General features: G+C 47.8%; 17 protein-coding genes. 15 read left to right on the top strand and 2 right to left on the bottom strand.

All coding sequences use genetic code 11. From position 1 onward, the window contains the following. Nucleotides 1–48: 48 nt before the first annotated feature. From PJDR2_RS19930 to PJDR2_RS19920, 3 genes are read left to right on the top strand one after another with little or no spacing between them, the layout of a single operon-like run. Complete coding sequence (locus tag PJDR2_RS19930; protein WP_015845524.1) at nt 49–903, top strand: ABC transporter ATP-binding protein; 855 nt, start codon at nt 49–51, stop codon at nt 901–903. After that, nucleotides 896–1,549 (top strand): ABC-2 transporter permease, encoded by a 654-nt coding sequence (locus tag PJDR2_RS19925; RefSeq protein WP_015845523.1) that lies wholly within the window; start codon nt 896–898, stop codon nt 1,547–1,549. The genes PJDR2_RS19930 and PJDR2_RS19925 overlap by 8 nt, the downstream gene beginning before the upstream one ends. A 3-nt stretch (nt 1,550–1,552) precedes the next feature. Beyond that, the gene (locus PJDR2_RS19920) at nt 1,553–1,918 is read left to right on the top strand and encodes a GntR family transcriptional regulator (protein WP_015845522.1); all 366 of its coding nucleotides are present in this window, start codon (nt 1,553–1,555) and stop codon (nt 1,916–1,918) included. Between the two features lie 51 nt (nt 1,919–1,969). Here PJDR2_RS19920 and PJDR2_RS19915 read toward each other — a convergent pair whose 3' ends face one another. Next, entirely contained in the window at nt 1,970–2,617 is a 648-nt protein-coding gene (locus tag PJDR2_RS19915) for an SIMPL domain-containing protein (protein WP_015845521.1), read from the bottom strand. 227 nt (nt 2,618–2,844) lie between these two features. On the opposite strand from PJDR2_RS19915, the gene PJDR2_RS19910 reads away from it, so the two are divergent. The 8 genes from PJDR2_RS19910 to PJDR2_RS19875 all read left to right on the top strand — a co-directional run bounded on the left by PJDR2_RS19910 (nt 2,845) and on the right by PJDR2_RS19875 (nt 11,230). Continuing rightward, nucleotides 2,845–3,048 carry a hypothetical protein gene (locus tag PJDR2_RS19910; RefSeq protein ID WP_041613525.1) on the top strand — a complete coding sequence of 68 codons (204 nt, stop codon included), beginning with the start codon at nt 2,845–2,847 and terminating at the stop codon, nt 3,046–3,048. Nucleotides 3,049–3,068: 20 nt separating this feature from the next. Further along, nucleotides 3,069–3,770 (top strand): hypothetical protein, encoded by a 702-nt coding sequence (locus tag PJDR2_RS19905; protein WP_015845519.1) that lies wholly within the window; start codon nt 3,069–3,071, stop codon nt 3,768–3,770. After that, the gene (locus PJDR2_RS19900; protein ID WP_015845518.1) at nt 3,767–4,999 is read left to right on the top strand and encodes a glutathionylspermidine synthase family protein; all 1,233 of its coding nucleotides are present in this window, start codon (nt 3,767–3,769) and stop codon (nt 4,997–4,999) included. Before PJDR2_RS19905 ends, PJDR2_RS19900 begins: the two co-directional genes overlap by 4 nt. Further along, nucleotides 4,974–5,630 (top strand): hypothetical protein, encoded by a 657-nt coding sequence (locus tag PJDR2_RS19895; protein WP_015845517.1) that lies wholly within the window; start codon nt 4,974–4,976, stop codon nt 5,628–5,630. The genes PJDR2_RS19900 and PJDR2_RS19895 overlap by 26 nt, the downstream gene beginning before the upstream one ends. Continuing rightward, nucleotides 5,627–6,019, top strand: a complete 393-nt coding sequence (locus tag PJDR2_RS19890; RefSeq protein WP_015845516.1) for a DUF350 domain-containing protein — start codon at nt 5,627–5,629, stop codon at nt 6,017–6,019. Before PJDR2_RS19895 ends, PJDR2_RS19890 begins: the two co-directional genes overlap by 4 nt. 100 nt (nt 6,020–6,119) lie before the next feature. Continuing rightward, nucleotides 6,120–6,575: a hypothetical protein gene (locus PJDR2_RS19885; RefSeq protein ID WP_015845515.1), complete on the top strand. Its 456-nt coding sequence runs from the start codon at nt 6,120–6,122 to the stop codon at nt 6,573–6,575. A 536-nt stretch (nt 6,576–7,111) separates the two neighbouring features. After that, the gene (locus PJDR2_RS32000) at nt 7,112–10,180 is read left to right on the top strand and encodes a discoidin domain-containing protein (RefSeq protein WP_015845514.1); all 3,069 of its coding nucleotides are present in this window, start codon (nt 7,112–7,114) and stop codon (nt 10,178–10,180) included. Between the two features lie 210 nt (nt 10,181–10,390). Further along, a complete protein-coding gene (locus PJDR2_RS19875; protein WP_015845513.1) occupies nt 10,391–11,230 on the top strand; it encodes a DegV family protein in 840 nt (279 codons plus the stop codon). 42 nt (nt 11,231–11,272) lie between these two features. On the opposite strand, the gene PJDR2_RS32950 is transcribed toward PJDR2_RS19875, so the two are convergent. Continuing rightward, complete coding sequence (locus PJDR2_RS32950) at nt 11,273–11,461, bottom strand: hypothetical protein (RefSeq protein WP_150106523.1); 189 nt, start codon at nt 11,459–11,461, stop codon at nt 11,273–11,275. Between the two features lie 394 nt (nt 11,462–11,855). Here PJDR2_RS32950 and PJDR2_RS19865 point away from each other — a divergent pair, with 394 nt between their 5' ends. The 4 genes from PJDR2_RS19865 to PJDR2_RS19850 all read left to right on the top strand — a co-directional run bounded on the left by PJDR2_RS19865 (nt 11,856) and on the right by PJDR2_RS19850 (nt 14,980). Beyond that, a complete protein-coding gene (locus PJDR2_RS19865; RefSeq protein ID WP_015845511.1) occupies nt 11,856–12,221 on the top strand; it encodes a hypothetical protein in 366 nt (121 codons plus the stop codon). A 122-nt stretch (nt 12,222–12,343) separates the two neighbouring features. Further along, nucleotides 12,344–13,606 (top strand): FAD-binding protein, encoded by a 1,263-nt coding sequence (locus PJDR2_RS19860; protein ID WP_041614437.1) that lies wholly within the window; start codon nt 12,344–12,346, stop codon nt 13,604–13,606. 168 nt (nt 13,607–13,774) lie between these two features. After that, entirely contained in the window at nt 13,775–14,482 is a 708-nt protein-coding gene (locus PJDR2_RS19855; protein WP_015845509.1) for a class I SAM-dependent methyltransferase, read from the top strand. 15 nt (nt 14,483–14,497) lie between these two features. Further along, nucleotides 14,498–14,980, top strand: coding sequence for an NUDIX hydrolase (locus PJDR2_RS19850; protein ID WP_015845508.1), 483 nt, complete (start codon nt 14,498–14,500; stop codon nt 14,978–14,980).

The raw sequence follows: 14,980 nt of genomic DNA, 5'->3' as shown, positions 1-14,980 counted from the left end.
TGATATATTGTGTATACACGACATACACAATTTGATCGGAGGTACGGCATGCTGGCATTAGACATTCGGAATGTAAGCAAGACCTATAAAGATTTCAAGCTGAAGGATGTTTCGTTCCAATTGGAAAAAGGTTATATCATGGGGTTTATCGGAGCGAACGGAGCGGGGAAAACGACAACCATTAAATCAATCCTGAATCTGATTCATATCGATAGCGGGGAAGTATTTATTTTGGGCAAGAACATTGCCGAACACGAGTTGGAGCTGAAGCAGGAAATCGGCTTTGCTTTCGGGGATGTGGATTTTTACAACCGCAGCAAGATAAAAACCTTAACCGACGTGATCAAGAGGTTCTACAAAAATTGGAATGACGACACCTATTACAACTATTTAAGAAAATTCAAATTGGATGAAAACAAAAAAATCTCCGAGCTGTCGACGGGGATGAAGGTGAAATACAATCTGGCTCTTGCTTTGTCCCATAGCGCAAAGCTGCTCATTCTGGATGAACCAACGAGCGGACTTGATCCGGTCGCAAGGGATAACCTGCTGGAGATTTTCCAGGAGCTTGTAGGGGATGGGGAGATCAGTATTCTTTTCTCTACGCATATTACCTCGGATCTTGAGAAATGCGCGGACTTTATTACTTTTATCGAGAACGGGAGAATTGTCAAAAGCGCTGATAAGGAAGAATTCGTCGCGTCTTATCGCCTTCTGAGCGGCAAGGAAAGCCAATTGGACGAGGTGAGGGAGAAGCTTATTTCCTTTAAGAAAAATTCATTTGGTTTTACGGGGATGATTCATGCGGAAGACTTCGATCCGGCCTCCGGCATTAACGCAGCGATACCAAGTCTAGAGGAAGTTATGATTTATTTCGCGAAGAAGGAGGATATGCATGTATAATTTAATCGTAAAGGATTTCAAATTAGGAGTGCCGAAGATGTTTTTGATTATGCCCTTTCTGACAGGCGCTCTTATGTTTGTTCCAGGCTGGATTTATTTCATTGTCCTTTTGTATTTTTGTTGGATTACGATCCCCAATATGTTCGGCGGATTTCGGACCCAGAACGATACGATGTTTACGGCGATGATGCCCGTGACCAAAACGGATATCGTGAAAGCGAAAGTATCGGTTATCGTTCTTCTGGAATTATTGCATATTGTAATCGCAATGATCTTTGGTATCATAAGTAACAGCTTGTACGAGAACATTCCCTATTATTTCTTCGAGCCTCATATGGGCTTCTGGGGATTATGTTTTGTGATGCTTGCGATCTTTAACGTGTTATTCCTATCCATCTATTACAAAACCGCGTATAAATACGGGGAAGCAACGTACGTGGCCGTTGGGGCCGCCATGCTGTTTGCCGGAATCGCGCAATGGATCGGAATTCAGAGCCCTTATATGCATGACATTTTTTACGGCTCCGGCATTGACCGTACAGCCATTCAAGCTTCTATACTAATCGCAGGAATCCTAATCTTTGCCGCTTTAACCTGGATGGGTTATCGCATCGCGGTTAAACGGTTCCCTAAAGTGGAGATATAATGAATGAATGTAGCGATTTCCAACTCATCGGATAAACCCATCTATCAGCAGATTTTCGAGCAGATCAGCGCCCAGATTCTAAAAGGCGAATTAGCAAGCGGTTATGTTCTGCCGCCCATTCGCCAAGCCGCCCAGGAGCTTCGCGTCAGCATCATTACCGTCAAGAAGGCTTGGGAAGAACTCGAGCATGCCGGATTGATCAACACGGTTACGGGAAAAGGGTGCTTTGTAGCGGAGTTCCCGCCTGATCAAATGCTGAGAATACGCAACGAAATGATCCTGAAGCAAATGGCTGTCGATGCTTCCTATTACAAGTCCTTTGGTCTTTCGCTAGCTGAAGCGATTGAGCTAATGAAAAAGGTTTATTAAATACGATGATAACGGCGGTGCGAGACTTTGTTCGCGCCGCCGTTTTTTTTATCAGCCGTATACATACCAGACTCTTACGGATGCTTTAAACGTTAAGGTTCCTGGTTCAATGGTGGTACCGACATCGCCTGCGGGAACGGAAGCGGCTTTGAACATGACCGGCTCGAATCGGTTTCCCTGCGACTCCATAACCTTGCAAGGAACGGAAGAGAGGGAGACTCCAAGCGTTGAGGCAATCGCAAGCGCCTTCGCCTCGGCATCCCGAACCGCCAGCGTTAATGCTTTTCGCCGGGCTTCGTCCGCATGAGAGGATTGAAACGAAACGTCGGACACCATATTGGCTCCTTGAGCAACCGCCGCATCAATGACGCGCCCCGCATCCTTCGCCCCATCTATCGTAATTCTCAGCAGATGCACGGCTCTATAACCCCGAAAAACTTGCTTTCCGTCTATAAAATCGTATTGCGGCTCAATGGAGTATTGCGCGGTGGAGATGCTCTCCCGCGGTATGCCAAGGGCAAGCAAGGCTTGAATAATTGCATCTATGGTCTTGGCTTGATCGGTCTGAAGCGTTCCGAGGCTGTCGCTTTCTCCCGAAACCCCAAGAGTGACGATGGTTTCATCCGGCACGGCTGTTGCCACCCCTTCCCCCGTAACCTCGATTGTAAAATCACAGCAGGTCTGTGCTTGTTCCTTCATGATCGAACGACCTCCATCTCTCGGCAATATCTAATACTAATATAGACGTTTATCCATATGGAGATGTTTCGTATTTTTAAGCGTACGCGGCTAATAAAGCACGATCACGTATAAAGTGGTCGTGCTTTATTATTTTACGGGTAAATATTTTGCTTCCAAAAAATTGAAACGTCGTTTTGCGATCGTCGTATACAATGAACATCCAATTGAAAGGGGCACATAAACAGATGCGGGTAGTCCTGTTTGTAAAGGATTCTGAACGGGGGTTAAAGCAAATCGACGACAGGGAGTGGGATGCCGCCATGATCGCAACGCTAGAGCATGTTAACTATCTGACCGTTCATGGCGAGGAGTATCAGACACTGGAAGGGAAGCTGAACCTGGACGCCGGGCAGTTGGAGCTCCTGGTTGTAAAGATGAACAACAAATAGACGGGAAGAGGGGATTTGATATGCAAGAAGATAAAAAAACGGATTCGTTAAAATCCATCAAAGAAGGGATTCCTCTCAAGGTTCTGTCCACTTCGCTTGGTATCGCTTTGCTGGCTAATCTGGCTGCAGTACCGGTACACGCCGGAACAACAAGCTCGACCGAATCTCCAACCGTGGCTCCTACGGTATCCAGCACAACACCCAGTCCCAAGCTGGTTGAATGGTCAAGCGAAGCCGTTAAACGTTATTATGACCCTGCCGTTGACTGGAATCTGCCTCTGCCATCGGATAATGAGCTGGACAAAGAAGCGGTGCAAGAAAGTCCTCAAGTGACGGCCGGAGGCGGTTCCGGAGGGAGTACAACGATTGTTCATCAATCGTCGGGATTTGGCTGGGATGACCTGATGCTTTATCATCTGCTGTTCAACAACGGCAGTTCGTATTCTTCGCAAACCTGGGCTTCCTCCCATCGTTCCTACTATTACGGCAGTACCCGTCCTTATGAGCCCAAAAGCTATTCCAACGGGAAATTTCAGAATAAGCCGGTTGCAGGTTCAACGGTATCGCCGCCTAAGACCTCCAATTCCACCGGCTCGGTTACACGCCGGTCGACCTCTTCATCGCCTGGCGGCATCGGCGGCAAATCCAGCGGGTTGAGCTCTTCTTCAAGCTCCTCAGGCTCTCACTCCAGCTCTATTTCTTCGGGAGGTTTTGGGGGATGACGATTACAACGGAGGTATTCACGGTAATTGGAGAGCCGGATACAGACCGGACCCGCAAGGTCGGGATTCTTAAGGATATGGGATTTAGCTGGGCGGATCTGGAGTCGGAGACCTACTGGATTGATCAGGTGGTTGGAATGGACCGTACGATTTACGAAGAGCTTGAACAAGCCTCAAGGGAACTTTGGCTGATTCTGGACAAAACCGCGCGCTACATACACGGCAAACATGATTTATACCAGTTGATCGGCATCCCGACTATATTATGGGATTTAATAGATTCGTTGCCTATGCCGGAGAAGGGTGTAATGAGCAGATACGCTAGATTTGATTATGCCATTTCGCCTGACGGCAGCATCAAGATGCTAGAGTTAAACGCGGATACGCCTACCGGTTATGTGGAAGCCTCTATCGCAACGCCGTGGTTATGCGAGTTGGCCGGGATCCGGAATGTTAACGGGAAAATGAAAGAATTGGTTGCATCCGCCTGGGCGATTGAGAGGCCGGATACGGTTGCTTGCGTCGCGTACGGTTCGCATTTGGAGGATTCGGGGACAATAGAAGCCTTAGCCAAGCATAGCGGTCTAAACGTCCGACTGGAGGATTGCTTAAACCTATGGGTGGATGAGGGCATTTTAAAAAACGGGCAAGGAAAGCCGATCCATAGAATGTTTGCTCTCTATCCGAAGGAATGGATGGCGCATGACGACGGGGGAGAAGCGTTGGCTTATGCGGTAGAGAAAGGTTACTTGAATTTGTTCAACTCCGTTCATAGCATCCTGCTTCAATCGAAAGGTCTGCAAGCCGCGGCATGGGGATTATATGAACTGGATGTTCTATTTGATAAACATGAACGCGAAACGATAGAGCGGTATATGCTGCCGACCTACAATAAGCCCGTATTCGACGGGGATTTTGTATCCAAATCGATGTTTGGACGCGAAGGCGGTTCGGTCAAGATGTTCGATCAGTCGGGCGAGCTGGAGATGGAGGATCAAGAGGCGTTTGATACAAGCGAATTATTTCCTGTCGTGTATCAAAAAAGAACCCGGCTGTCCCGCATCCGCACCGCGGCCGGAGAGCTGCACCTCTTGGTTGGCATGTTTATGATCAACGGAGAGACGGCTGGACTTCTTGGGCGCGCCGGGGGACCTATTACCGGCAATTCAAGTCATTTTATCCCGATTGGAGTGTTGGAACCCGATGAAGAAATTAACGATAACCGCTAGTACCTTGTTGTTTTGTTTTTGTTTCATCCTCAGCTCATGCACGAACAATCCGGATTACGTGTATAGCACCAGTAACTATACGTCTTCGCAAGATACGGCCGTTGCTTCCGCAGCCCCTGTTAATCCGGTTAGGAATGTGCCGTGGGATTACCGGATCGTGGAAGAGAAGGTTGGCGATCTTGTCGGGAGCGATATGACGATCATTCCGGACAATACGCTCCTTCCTAATGACGGTAACTATGCAACGGGAGATAAGGTATGGATTCTACAATACATGGATGCGATGTTAACAACGGATGATGACAGACGCAGCCAGATCAAGCTGTCCTCCTGGGATACGCTGAAATCCTTTAAGGATGAGAAGAGCGCTCTTGCAGACCTTGGCAACTTAAAGGAATCGATTCAAACGGAAGTTAATTTGATTGGCGTATACAAGACGGAAAATGCCGGTAAAACACGCGAATTTGCCGTGCTAACGCTGCCGTCCGGCAATGTCGTGAAGCAGCCGATCAGCGACGAGAAGTATGCGGCTCTCAAGTCGAAATCCAAGGTTAAAGTAACTATCGAGCAGGTTCATTTGTACGATGACTATGATCAGGTGTATTCGAAATTCCGGGGGTGGGCGCAGTGACCGTTGTAATCAATCTTGTTGTCAGCGTTGTCGTTATCATTATTTTGCAATTAGCCGGTATGCTGTTCTTTAGCTTGATGACGCCGTTTAACGATCTGGAGGAATTAAAGAAAGGAAATATGGCCGTTGGGCTCGCGTTTGGCGGGAAGTTTTTGTCTACGGCACTGATCGTTGGCGTTGCGGCTTATACGAATACGTCCATATGGAATATGATGCTGTGGTTCCTGGTGGGCTACTTCATTCTCGTGGCTTCCTATTGGATCTTCGAACTTGTAACGCCGGGTATTAGAATCTCCGAGCATCTGCAAAAGGGGAATATCGCCATTGGAGCGCTTCTGTGCTTCGTGTTTATAGGAACAAGCTTTGCTGTCAGCAGCTTGATTATATAGTTTAAAGGAAGCCGATATTTAATTGGCTTCCTTTTTTTGTAACTATTTCTTTGCGATAAACGTCAATAACCATGCAATCTTGGAAAAGAGGTGCATGATCATGATAAAAATATGGACTGTTCTCATCATGTTCGCCGTTATAAGCATAGCAGGCTGTTCCTCTAACAAAGGCGATATAGCCGGAGACGAATTGTACATTCCAGAAGGGTATGCAGAGAAGTTAAAGGCTCAAGATCTAACCGAGGTTGCCGCGCTTCCCTATTTCTCGAGTCCGTTTATTACGGTAGCCGAAGATAGAAGCGGGCAGCAATACGCGGTGCTTTTTGATCGGTCCGGAGAAATTAGGCAGGAGAGGCTGCCGGTAAAATACGAAGTGATAATTGAATTGTTGAAGAGTAAAGGCTACAAAAGTGATCAAATGTCTAATGAGCGAAATCTTCATCTTTTTGAGATCAATCATAATCTTTATTGGAGCTACAGTGACGGTGAAGCTTCCGTTTATTTAGACGGGAAGGGGAACGAAACGGATCCTTTTAAGAAAGAGAAACAAAAATAACTCTTGATCACCCATGATCATCGCAAGATACTTCCTCACATTTACGCCATTAAACCAGGTCCCGTACATATTCTGTAGGTTCCAAGGATGCATTATATTGCTCAGGAGATGAATACGGCCTTCCATATGCATTGGGCCGGCCGGAGCCTATAGATGAAACGTGGCTGGTATGGAAAATCGTAAACCAGTTAAAGCAGATTACGAAAGCGGCTATGGATTACAAATTTAAGCTGATGAGCTGCCCGAGACCAAGTTCATAGCAGAGAATGCCACCTTCCACCCGGAACCTGGAGGACGGTTGTCAGGGTTGCTGTTGAATAGCGATATCCTTATACAAAACCAAAATACCATCTACACGCAGAATTGGCGTATAGATGGTATTTTCTTTTCCCCAGGTCACAATTTTTGCCCTAGAAGTCACTGGCGTGGTAGCCCGGGACCGGGGGAGATTTCTACAATGGCTTATGGAGTCAGCCTACAAGGGAGGAGGAAGCGTTCGTTAACGGTTCAAACCCTAAACTATTGGAGGTATTCTCATGCCCAGAAAGACAAGAAGCAGCAGGCTCTTCATTTATGTACTCACTCTGGCTTTATTGGTTCTTCAATTGCCTTACTCCGCGATTGTATCCGCAGCATCCGCAACCTATGAAGCTGAATCGGCAGCCCGATCCGGCGGCGTGGTTGTTGCGACCGACCATACAGGCTATTCCGGCTCCGGTTTTGCGGGAGGATATACGGATGCGAATAAAGGCAATGCAGCCACAGCCTTTGCAGTAAGTGCCAGCACCGCAGGCAGCTACACAACAGCGCTAAGATATTCTAACGGAACAGGCTCGGCGAAAACATTAAGCTTGTACGTCAATGGTGCAAAGCTGAAACAAATCTCGCTTTCGGCAACGCCGGACTGGAACAGTTGGTCCACTCAAACCGAAACCGTGTCCTTGAATTCGGGCAGCAACGCAATCACATATAAATTCGATGCTACGGATTCCGGCAATGTGAATCTGGACAACATCGTCGTCAGCGATACGTCCACTGGAACAACGCCATCCGGAACGAACTTGGCCTTGAACAAGCCGATCGCATCGAACAATAATTACGCCGGGTTCGCTGCAACCAATGCCGTGGACGGAAACATCTCCACTTATTACGAAGGTGCAGCTAACTCGTATTCAAACATCCTGACAGTAGACCTCGGAAGCGCGCAAAGCGTAAACTCCGTTGTCCTCAAGCTTCCGGCTTCCTGGGGAACGAGAACACAGACTTTATCCGTCGCGGCAAGCGCCGATAATAATACCTTTAATACCGCGGCAGCTTCCAATACGTACACGTTTAACCCGTCTTCCGGCAATACGGTTACGCTATCTTTTACAGCAACGTCAGCCAGATATATCCGAGTAAACTTTACCGCTAACTCCGGTTCTACAGGCGGGCAGGTTTCTGAGCTAGAGGTGTATGGAAGCGGAGGTACCGTAACTCCACCTACTTCTCCAGCGGGAACCTATGAAGCGGAGGCTGCCGTATTGTCCGGCGGTGCTTCCGTTGCAACGGATCACGCGGATTACAGCGGAACCGGCTTTGTAGGAGGATTTATTGATACCAATAAAGGCAATGCCTCGGCAATTTTCAATGTAAACGTGGCAGCGGCAGGCAGCTATACGGTTACGTTAAAATATGCAAACGGTTCCACGGCAGCGCAAACGCTTAGTCTCTATACGAACGGAACTAAATCGTTGCAAACTTCTCTTCAGGCAACCGCAAACTGGGATACTTGGAGCACAAAAGCCGATACGGTAACCTTAAATGCCGGCAACAACACCATCATGTACAGGTACGATACAACCGACACCGGCAATGTGAATATCGACAAAATCGATGTAGCGATTGTAGAGACCCCTCCGGTAACTCCTCCGCCATCCGGAACCTATGGGGCAACGATGCCTTATGACACATATGAGGCTGAATCGTTGACCTATACGGGAACGGTTGTAGGGCCAAATACGACCTTTGGCAATCTTGCCTCGGAAGCTTCCGGCCGGAAAGCCGTACAGCTTGCGGCGGCTGGCCAGTACGTGCAATTCACATTGGCGAAGGCTGCAAAAGGCGTAACGATCCGTTACTCCATTCCGGATAACGCGGCAGGAACAGGCATTGATTCGGCTATCAGCATGTACATTGGAGGCACGTTGTTTAAAGATATCAATCTGACATCCAAATACAGCTGGAACTACGGGGCTTGGGGAACGGAGGGCGGGGAGATCCGCTGGTCGAATAATCCAAACGCCACGCCAACAACTCCGCATCATCTGTATGACGAAGTATCGGTTGTGCTGAATCAGGAGTACCCGGCAGGTACGGTTATCAAGCTGCAGAGGAATGCATCGAACCTGAACTTCAGCTCAACGGCAAATGTGACAATCGACCTGATCGAAACGGAAGCCATTCCGGCTGCTCTAACGATGCCATCCAATTATGTATCCATCACCAGTTACGGCGCCGTAGCCAATGACGGCGCGGATGATACAACAGCCATCAACAATGCCATCAATGCGGTAAAAAATTCCGGCGGGACCTATAAAGGCGTATGGATTCCATCCGGTACGTTTACCTTGAATAACGGGAATAAAGGCGCAGGTTATGACGGCAGCGGCACCAGGCTGTATCTCGACAGCGGCGTCTCGATGAAAGGCGCGGGCATCTGGTATTCGACTCTGTCCGGCAACTATGCGGGACTGTATCTGCGCGGAGGCAACGTTACGGTCTCCGACTTCAAAATCAGCGCGAACGATATCATCCGCGATGATTACAACGGCGTATCCGGCGTAGAAGGCAACGGAACGAATTCCGCTCTGACGAACCTGTGGATCGAGCATGCGAAGGTAGGCTTCTGGCTGACCAACCAGACGAATAACGCAACGATCTCGAATTCCAGAATCCGTGACGTATGGGCGGACGGATTGAATCTTCATTACGGTACATCCAATTCAACGGTGACGAACAACTCGGTCCGCAACAGCGGTGACGACGGTCTGGCGATGTGGTCGGATACTTATCTGGATACGAACAACACGTTCAGCTACAATACGGTTCAAATTCCTACTCTCGCGAACAACATTGCCATTTATGGCGGTAAAGACAACAAGGTGATCGGCAATCTGCTGACCGATACGGTGGTTAACGGTTCGGGTATTTCGTTTGGAACAAACTTTAATCCTCCTTCGATGACAGGAACGCTGACTGTACAAGATAACGTACTGATTCGGACGGGTTCCTATCATAAAGATTACGGCTATCAAATCGGTGCGATTTGGGCATATTGGCTGAATAATGCGGGCAAAGCCCAGAACCTGACGGTTGCTGTATCCGGAAATGCCATTCAGGATAGTATCTACAGCGGTATTTTTATTGAAGAACCGGCTCCAAGCATTTCGGTTACGTATGCTTCGAACACGATTACCAATTCAGGAACTTACGGGGTGTACATCCGGGGAACCGCAACCGGCAGCTCCGTCTTTAACAATAATACGGTAAACGGCGCGCCATCCGGCAAGTTTTCCAATACGTCAAGCAGCTTTACGGTAACGGGTTCAGGCAATAACTGGTGATTCATAGGCAGGAAAATAAACAACCCGGCGGATGTAGCCGGGTTGTTTATTATTACCTTTATATTCCATTAAAAATTGTGAAACCATTTTCATAGCTTTACGTATTGTTCACAAGTTTGGCTTTTAATAAGCGTATGCTTACGAGGTATGAATGATCACGATGACCGAGCTACGGTCATTGTGATGATAATTCATTTTAGGAGGCTTTTTATGCCCGGCATCAGGATTGTTACCGATTCCACAACGGATTTACCTAAGGAACTGCTCGACCAGCATGAAGTGGAGGTCATTCCTCTGTCGGTGTATGTTGACGGGGAGACGTACGAAGATAACGTAACGATTTTTCCGCTTGATTTTATTCGAAAAATGAAAATGGCCTCCGAGCTCCCGAAAACCTCGCAGCCCGCCGTTGGCGTATTTCTCGATACGTACGATAGGTTCGGCAAGAATGGCGACACCATTATTTCCATTCATATGACAAGCGGTCTAAGCGGTACCTTTGCGTCGGCTAGCGCCGCTGCCGAGATGTCCGACAGCAAGGTGATCGTTATTGACTCTCAAATGATCTCCCAAGCGCTTGGGTTTCAAGTCATTGAAGCGGCTAAGCTTGCTAGAGAAGGACACACGGTCCAGCAAATCAAGACGAGATTAAAAAGCATGTTAGAAAATACTTCATTATTAGTTGTCGTGGACACATTGGAAAATCTCGTAAAGGGAGGCCGTATCGGCAAAGCAAAGGGCTGGATCAGCTCGGTGCTCAGCATTAAGCCGATCGCGATGCTGCAGGAAGGCGTGTATACGCCGATTACCAAGGTCCGGACTTCATCCCAGATTATTAAGAGCTTAATGGAACGATTCAAGAGCGATACCGAAGGCAAAGAGATAACCGAGATCGGAATCTCTCATGCCGATAATCTATCCTTAGCCGAGCGGCTTCGCGAAGAGATTAGCCGGATCACGGCAACGCCAGTCCGTATTCGTCCGGCAACACCGGTTATTACGACTCATACCGGTCCCGGGGCTATAGGGTTTATGTATTGCGCGGAGTAAACAAGAGGCTGTCTCTAATGAATAGAGGCAGCTTATTTTGTGTTATCCGGTGAAGCGAACACCATGCAAGATCTCCATGAACAATTGCTTGGTTTCAGGGTTTTTATCCATGCTGGAGTATTCGAGGACGTAAATTACTTTATCTTTGATAGGAATGATCGCGAAATATACGTCATGAGTGCCTGTAATACCGGATGCAGCGGTACCGTTATCCGCGTCCAGAGTAATCAACTTGACGTTTCCTATCGGGAAATTCAGATCCTCCTCACTGGTTATATCGCTGTGATTCGGCTTCATGGATTGAAAGCTGAAGTCTGCATCGTAATTGTATGTATAGATTTGACCGGAAAAAGGTTTTTCGAAAGTTAAAGAGGTAGAATCATATGGCTTCTTAATTGCCGTTGTCTCCGTACATCCTGTAAGTATTAGGCACAGCACAATTATGAGAGTTAAGCTCTTGAACATATTACCTCCGTTTATTATAGGAAAAAGAATGGGAATGATTCTTTCAATTACCTGACGAATATGGCTGAGAAAAGGTTCCTGGGGAATTTGACGAATTTTGTTGATTTTTCGCGAATATTTGGTATCATATTGACGAGTTTTATGGGGGGAGTCGATTGGATTGATCCGTATTTCTTCGTTAATAGAGAAGGGCTTTGAATATCAAGCATTACCTCAGGGCTTGCAGATGCTGGACAATATGCTGGTCATACAGCTTGTGGGCTTAGAAGAGTGTATAAGCGCAAGGCTTAGCTTCAGCTTTCAGAGCCGTGAATGGACCATTGATCAAGTGACGGAGACGGAAGCGCCAACAGAGTGGACAGCGGCAAGGTTATCCGAAGAGATAGAACGGGTTTTTGAGTATCGGCCGGAGCTCCTTGAAGCGGGAAAGCTGCTAATTGCGCGTATCGATGAAATAAATCAGATGGACGATGACGAATTCGAAGCGGTGTTTGTGCGCGGCGAATTGAAGGCGTTTATGCTGTAAAGATATAACCGGCCTTGATGGGGCCGGTTATTTTATTTTTTTCCGGGGCAGGAAAAGAAGAATGGGCGGTTAATGACTATAAGGTAGGCTTTATCATCTTGAATGACTGGAGAGTGCAGGTTGTGGCAAAAGAGAAAAATTGGGCAGGCAATTACACGTATAATGCCTTGGAATATCTCTATCCGGAGAATGTGGAACAAGTGCAGGAGATTGTTGTTCGAAACAGCAAGCTGAGAGTGCTAGGCTCGAGACATTCCTTTAACGGGATCGCGGATTCGCATGCAAGCCTGGTGTCGCTTCAGAAGATGAATCGTGTACTTGAATTGGATAAGGTAAACAACCGCGTAAAAGTAGAAGGCGGCATTCGTTACGGAGATCTGGGCGAATATTTGCATCGGGAAGGTTACGCGCTTCATAATCTGGCGTCGCTGCCGCATATTACGATAGCGGGAGCTATTGCAACGGCAACTCATGGCTCCGGTGACCGGAACGGCAATCTGGCAACCGCTGTTTATGCCCTTGAAATCGTAAAAGCGGATGGAACAATCACCGTATTCTCCCGGGATGACGAGGACGGAAAGTTTATTGGAGCTGTAGTCGGCTTAGGGGCTTTAGGCGTTGTAACAGCCATTACGCTGGACATTCAGCCATCCTTTGAGATTAGTCAATATATCTATGATCTTCTCCCGCTGGCGCAACTCGAGAATAACTTCGATGCCATTTACTCCAGCGCTTACAGCGTCAGTCTCTTTACGGATTGGAAGGGTTCTGCCATTAATCAAGTCTGGCAAAAGAGATTGGTTCACGAGGGCTCGGCAGGGGATGTGCTAGCGGAATTTTACGGAGCCAGCCTCGCGGAAGCGAAGCGCCATCCGGTACCGGAGCAAACTGCGGAAAATTGCAGCGAGCAGTTTGGAGTGCCGGGTCCATGGCATGAACGTCTGCCGCATTTCCGCATGGATTTCACCCCTAGTGCCGGCGAAGAGCTGCAAACGGAATATTTTGTGGCCCGCGAGCATGCCTACGAAGCGATTAGTTCAATCAGGGAGCTTGGCGAGCAGATCGCCCCGCTGTTGTTTATTTCCGAGATTCGTACCGTTGCTGCGGATGAGCTGTGGTTAAGCCCAAGCTATCAGCAGGACACCGTTGGCTTCCATTTTACCTGGAAACCGGACTGGGAAGCGGTGAAGCAGGTGCTGCCGCTTATCGAATCCAAGCTGGAGAAGTATAACGCAAGACCGCATTGGGGCAAGGTATTTACGATGCCGGCGGAGCGAGTCCAATCCCTGTTTGAGAAGCTGCCGGAATTCCGTGAATTGATGCTGGAATGCGACCCGGACGGGAAATTCAGGAATGATTTCATAAATGAGTATGTTATGGCGTAATAAATTTATTTGAATGAAAAGGGGTAGCCGCGGCTATCCCTTTTTTTTGGTTCCGCCAGCGCAGGGAAATAGATGAGATGAGTGTGGCGTCAGTCAGAAATGAGTTGCTTTATATGGGAAATATAGGGAGAATGAAGAGATTAATAGGTAGAAAGAGGCGAAGCTATCTTGGAATCGAGATTTCACCGGGCAAGAACCGAAGAAATGAAGTACCATGAGAAGTTTTATGCGGAACATGAGTTGTTTGCTCCCGGAACTTGGATTGCTAAACCTGTAAAAGCCATTATGGATACTTTCGCATTGCTGGATCCGTATCAGATGCGTGTTTTGGATCTTGGCAGCGGTGTTGGGCGAAATGCCATTCCCATTGCTCAAGCGATCAAAGCGAATAACGGAAAGGTGACAGCTGTCGATCTCCTCCCTTCTGCTGTCGCGATTTTACAGGAGAATGCGGAAAAATACGATGTTATAAATCATCTTGAAGCCGTAGTTGCGGATATCGAGCATTTCCAGATTCCGGCGGAATCCTATGACTATATCATTGCTTGCTCTTCCCTTGAGCACGTGTCCTCCGCAGATGCTTTTCGTAGGGTTGTTGCCCGAATGATAGAAGGGACAAGATCCCGAGGGATTCATGCAATCTTAATGAGCACTCAGACTGAGGAGCTGGATTATAGTACCGGCGTAGTGTCGGAAGGATTAATAGAATTAAACCTGTCGACAGACGAAGCTTTTCATCTCTTGAGAGAATGTTATAGCGGTTGGGAGATTGTGTTGGAGAGAGTGATTCCCCAGGCCGTTCAAGAAATCAAATACGGGAAGTCTATCGAATACCGGGGGAATTGGCTGACTTATATCGTTCGTCGTACAAGCTGAGGGGAGGGAAAACTTATGACGATGCCTACTCATATTTTGGCTGTTGGCGGTATTGTGGAGAATGATCGAGGCGATGTCCTGCTTGTGAAAACCCAGCATGACGGATGGGTGTTCCCGGGCGGGCAGGTGGAAGTCGGGGAGAATTTAAATGATGCTCTTATTCGTGAAATCGAGGAAGAGAGCGGGATTGCATGCGTTGTCTCGCAATTGATCGGCGTATACTCGAATACTTGCATGTACAAATGGCATGATGGGGTAACCGATGTGCCAACCAAGCTGATGCTGGATTTTGTATGCCGCCCGGTAGGCGGTTCCTTGCAAACTTCCGAAGAAACCTCGGAGGTATGCTGGGTCCGGAAGGAGAGGGTGCTTGACTTGATCCATTCCCTGGCGATTCGGACAAGGTATCAGGCTTACTTGGATTTTAACGGTACGGTTACTTATATGGATTACGTTACGAAACCCGACTTCGTTATTAAACTGGAAAGGAATGTCTAG

The sequence above is a fragment of the Paenibacillus sp. JDR-2 genome (genome assembly GCF_000023585.1).
In the GTDB taxonomy this organism is placed as follows: domain Bacteria; phylum Bacillota; class Bacilli; order Paenibacillales; family Paenibacillaceae; genus Pristimantibacillus.
The sequence above is the reverse complement of the archived record's forward strand: the minus strand, read 5'-3'. Positions and strand labels throughout refer to the sequence as shown.

Bases quoted from the DNA above. Each gene is read 5' to 3' on its own strand.
- PJDR2_RS19910 (WP_041613525.1), top strand. From the start codon at position 2,845: ATGCGGGTAGTCCTGTTTGTAAAGGATTCTGAACGGGGGTTAAAGCAA.
- PJDR2_RS19925 (WP_015845523.1), top strand. From the start codon at position 896: ATGTATAATTTAATCGTAAAGGATTTCAAATTAGGAGTGCCGAAGATG.
- PJDR2_RS19895 (WP_015845517.1), top strand. From the start codon at position 4,974: ATGAAGAAATTAACGATAACCGCTAGTACCTTGTTGTTTTGTTTTTGT.
- PJDR2_RS19930 (WP_015845524.1), top strand. From the start codon at position 49: ATGCTGGCATTAGACATTCGGAATGTAAGCAAGACCTATAAAGATTTC.
- PJDR2_RS32000 (WP_015845514.1), top strand. From the start codon at position 7,112: ATGCCCAGAAAGACAAGAAGCAGCAGGCTCTTCATTTATGTACTCACT.
- PJDR2_RS19850 (WP_015845508.1), top strand. From the start codon at position 14,498: ATGACGATGCCTACTCATATTTTGGCTGTTGGCGGTATTGTGGAGAAT.
- PJDR2_RS19905 (WP_015845519.1), top strand. From the start codon at position 3,069: ATGCAAGAAGATAAAAAAACGGATTCGTTAAAATCCATCAAAGAAGGG.
- PJDR2_RS19900 (WP_015845518.1), top strand. From the start codon at position 3,767: ATGACGATTACAACGGAGGTATTCACGGTAATTGGAGAGCCGGATACA.
- PJDR2_RS19875 (WP_015845513.1), top strand. From the start codon at position 10,391: ATGCCCGGCATCAGGATTGTTACCGATTCCACAACGGATTTACCTAAG.
- PJDR2_RS19920 (WP_015845522.1), top strand. From the start codon at position 1,553: ATGAATGTAGCGATTTCCAACTCATCGGATAAACCCATCTATCAGCAG.
- PJDR2_RS19915 (WP_015845521.1), bottom strand. From the start codon at position 2,617: ATGAAGGAACAAGCACAGACCTGCTGTGATTTTACAATCGAGGTTACG.
- PJDR2_RS19885 (WP_015845515.1), top strand. From the start codon at position 6,120: ATGATAAAAATATGGACTGTTCTCATCATGTTCGCCGTTATAAGCATA.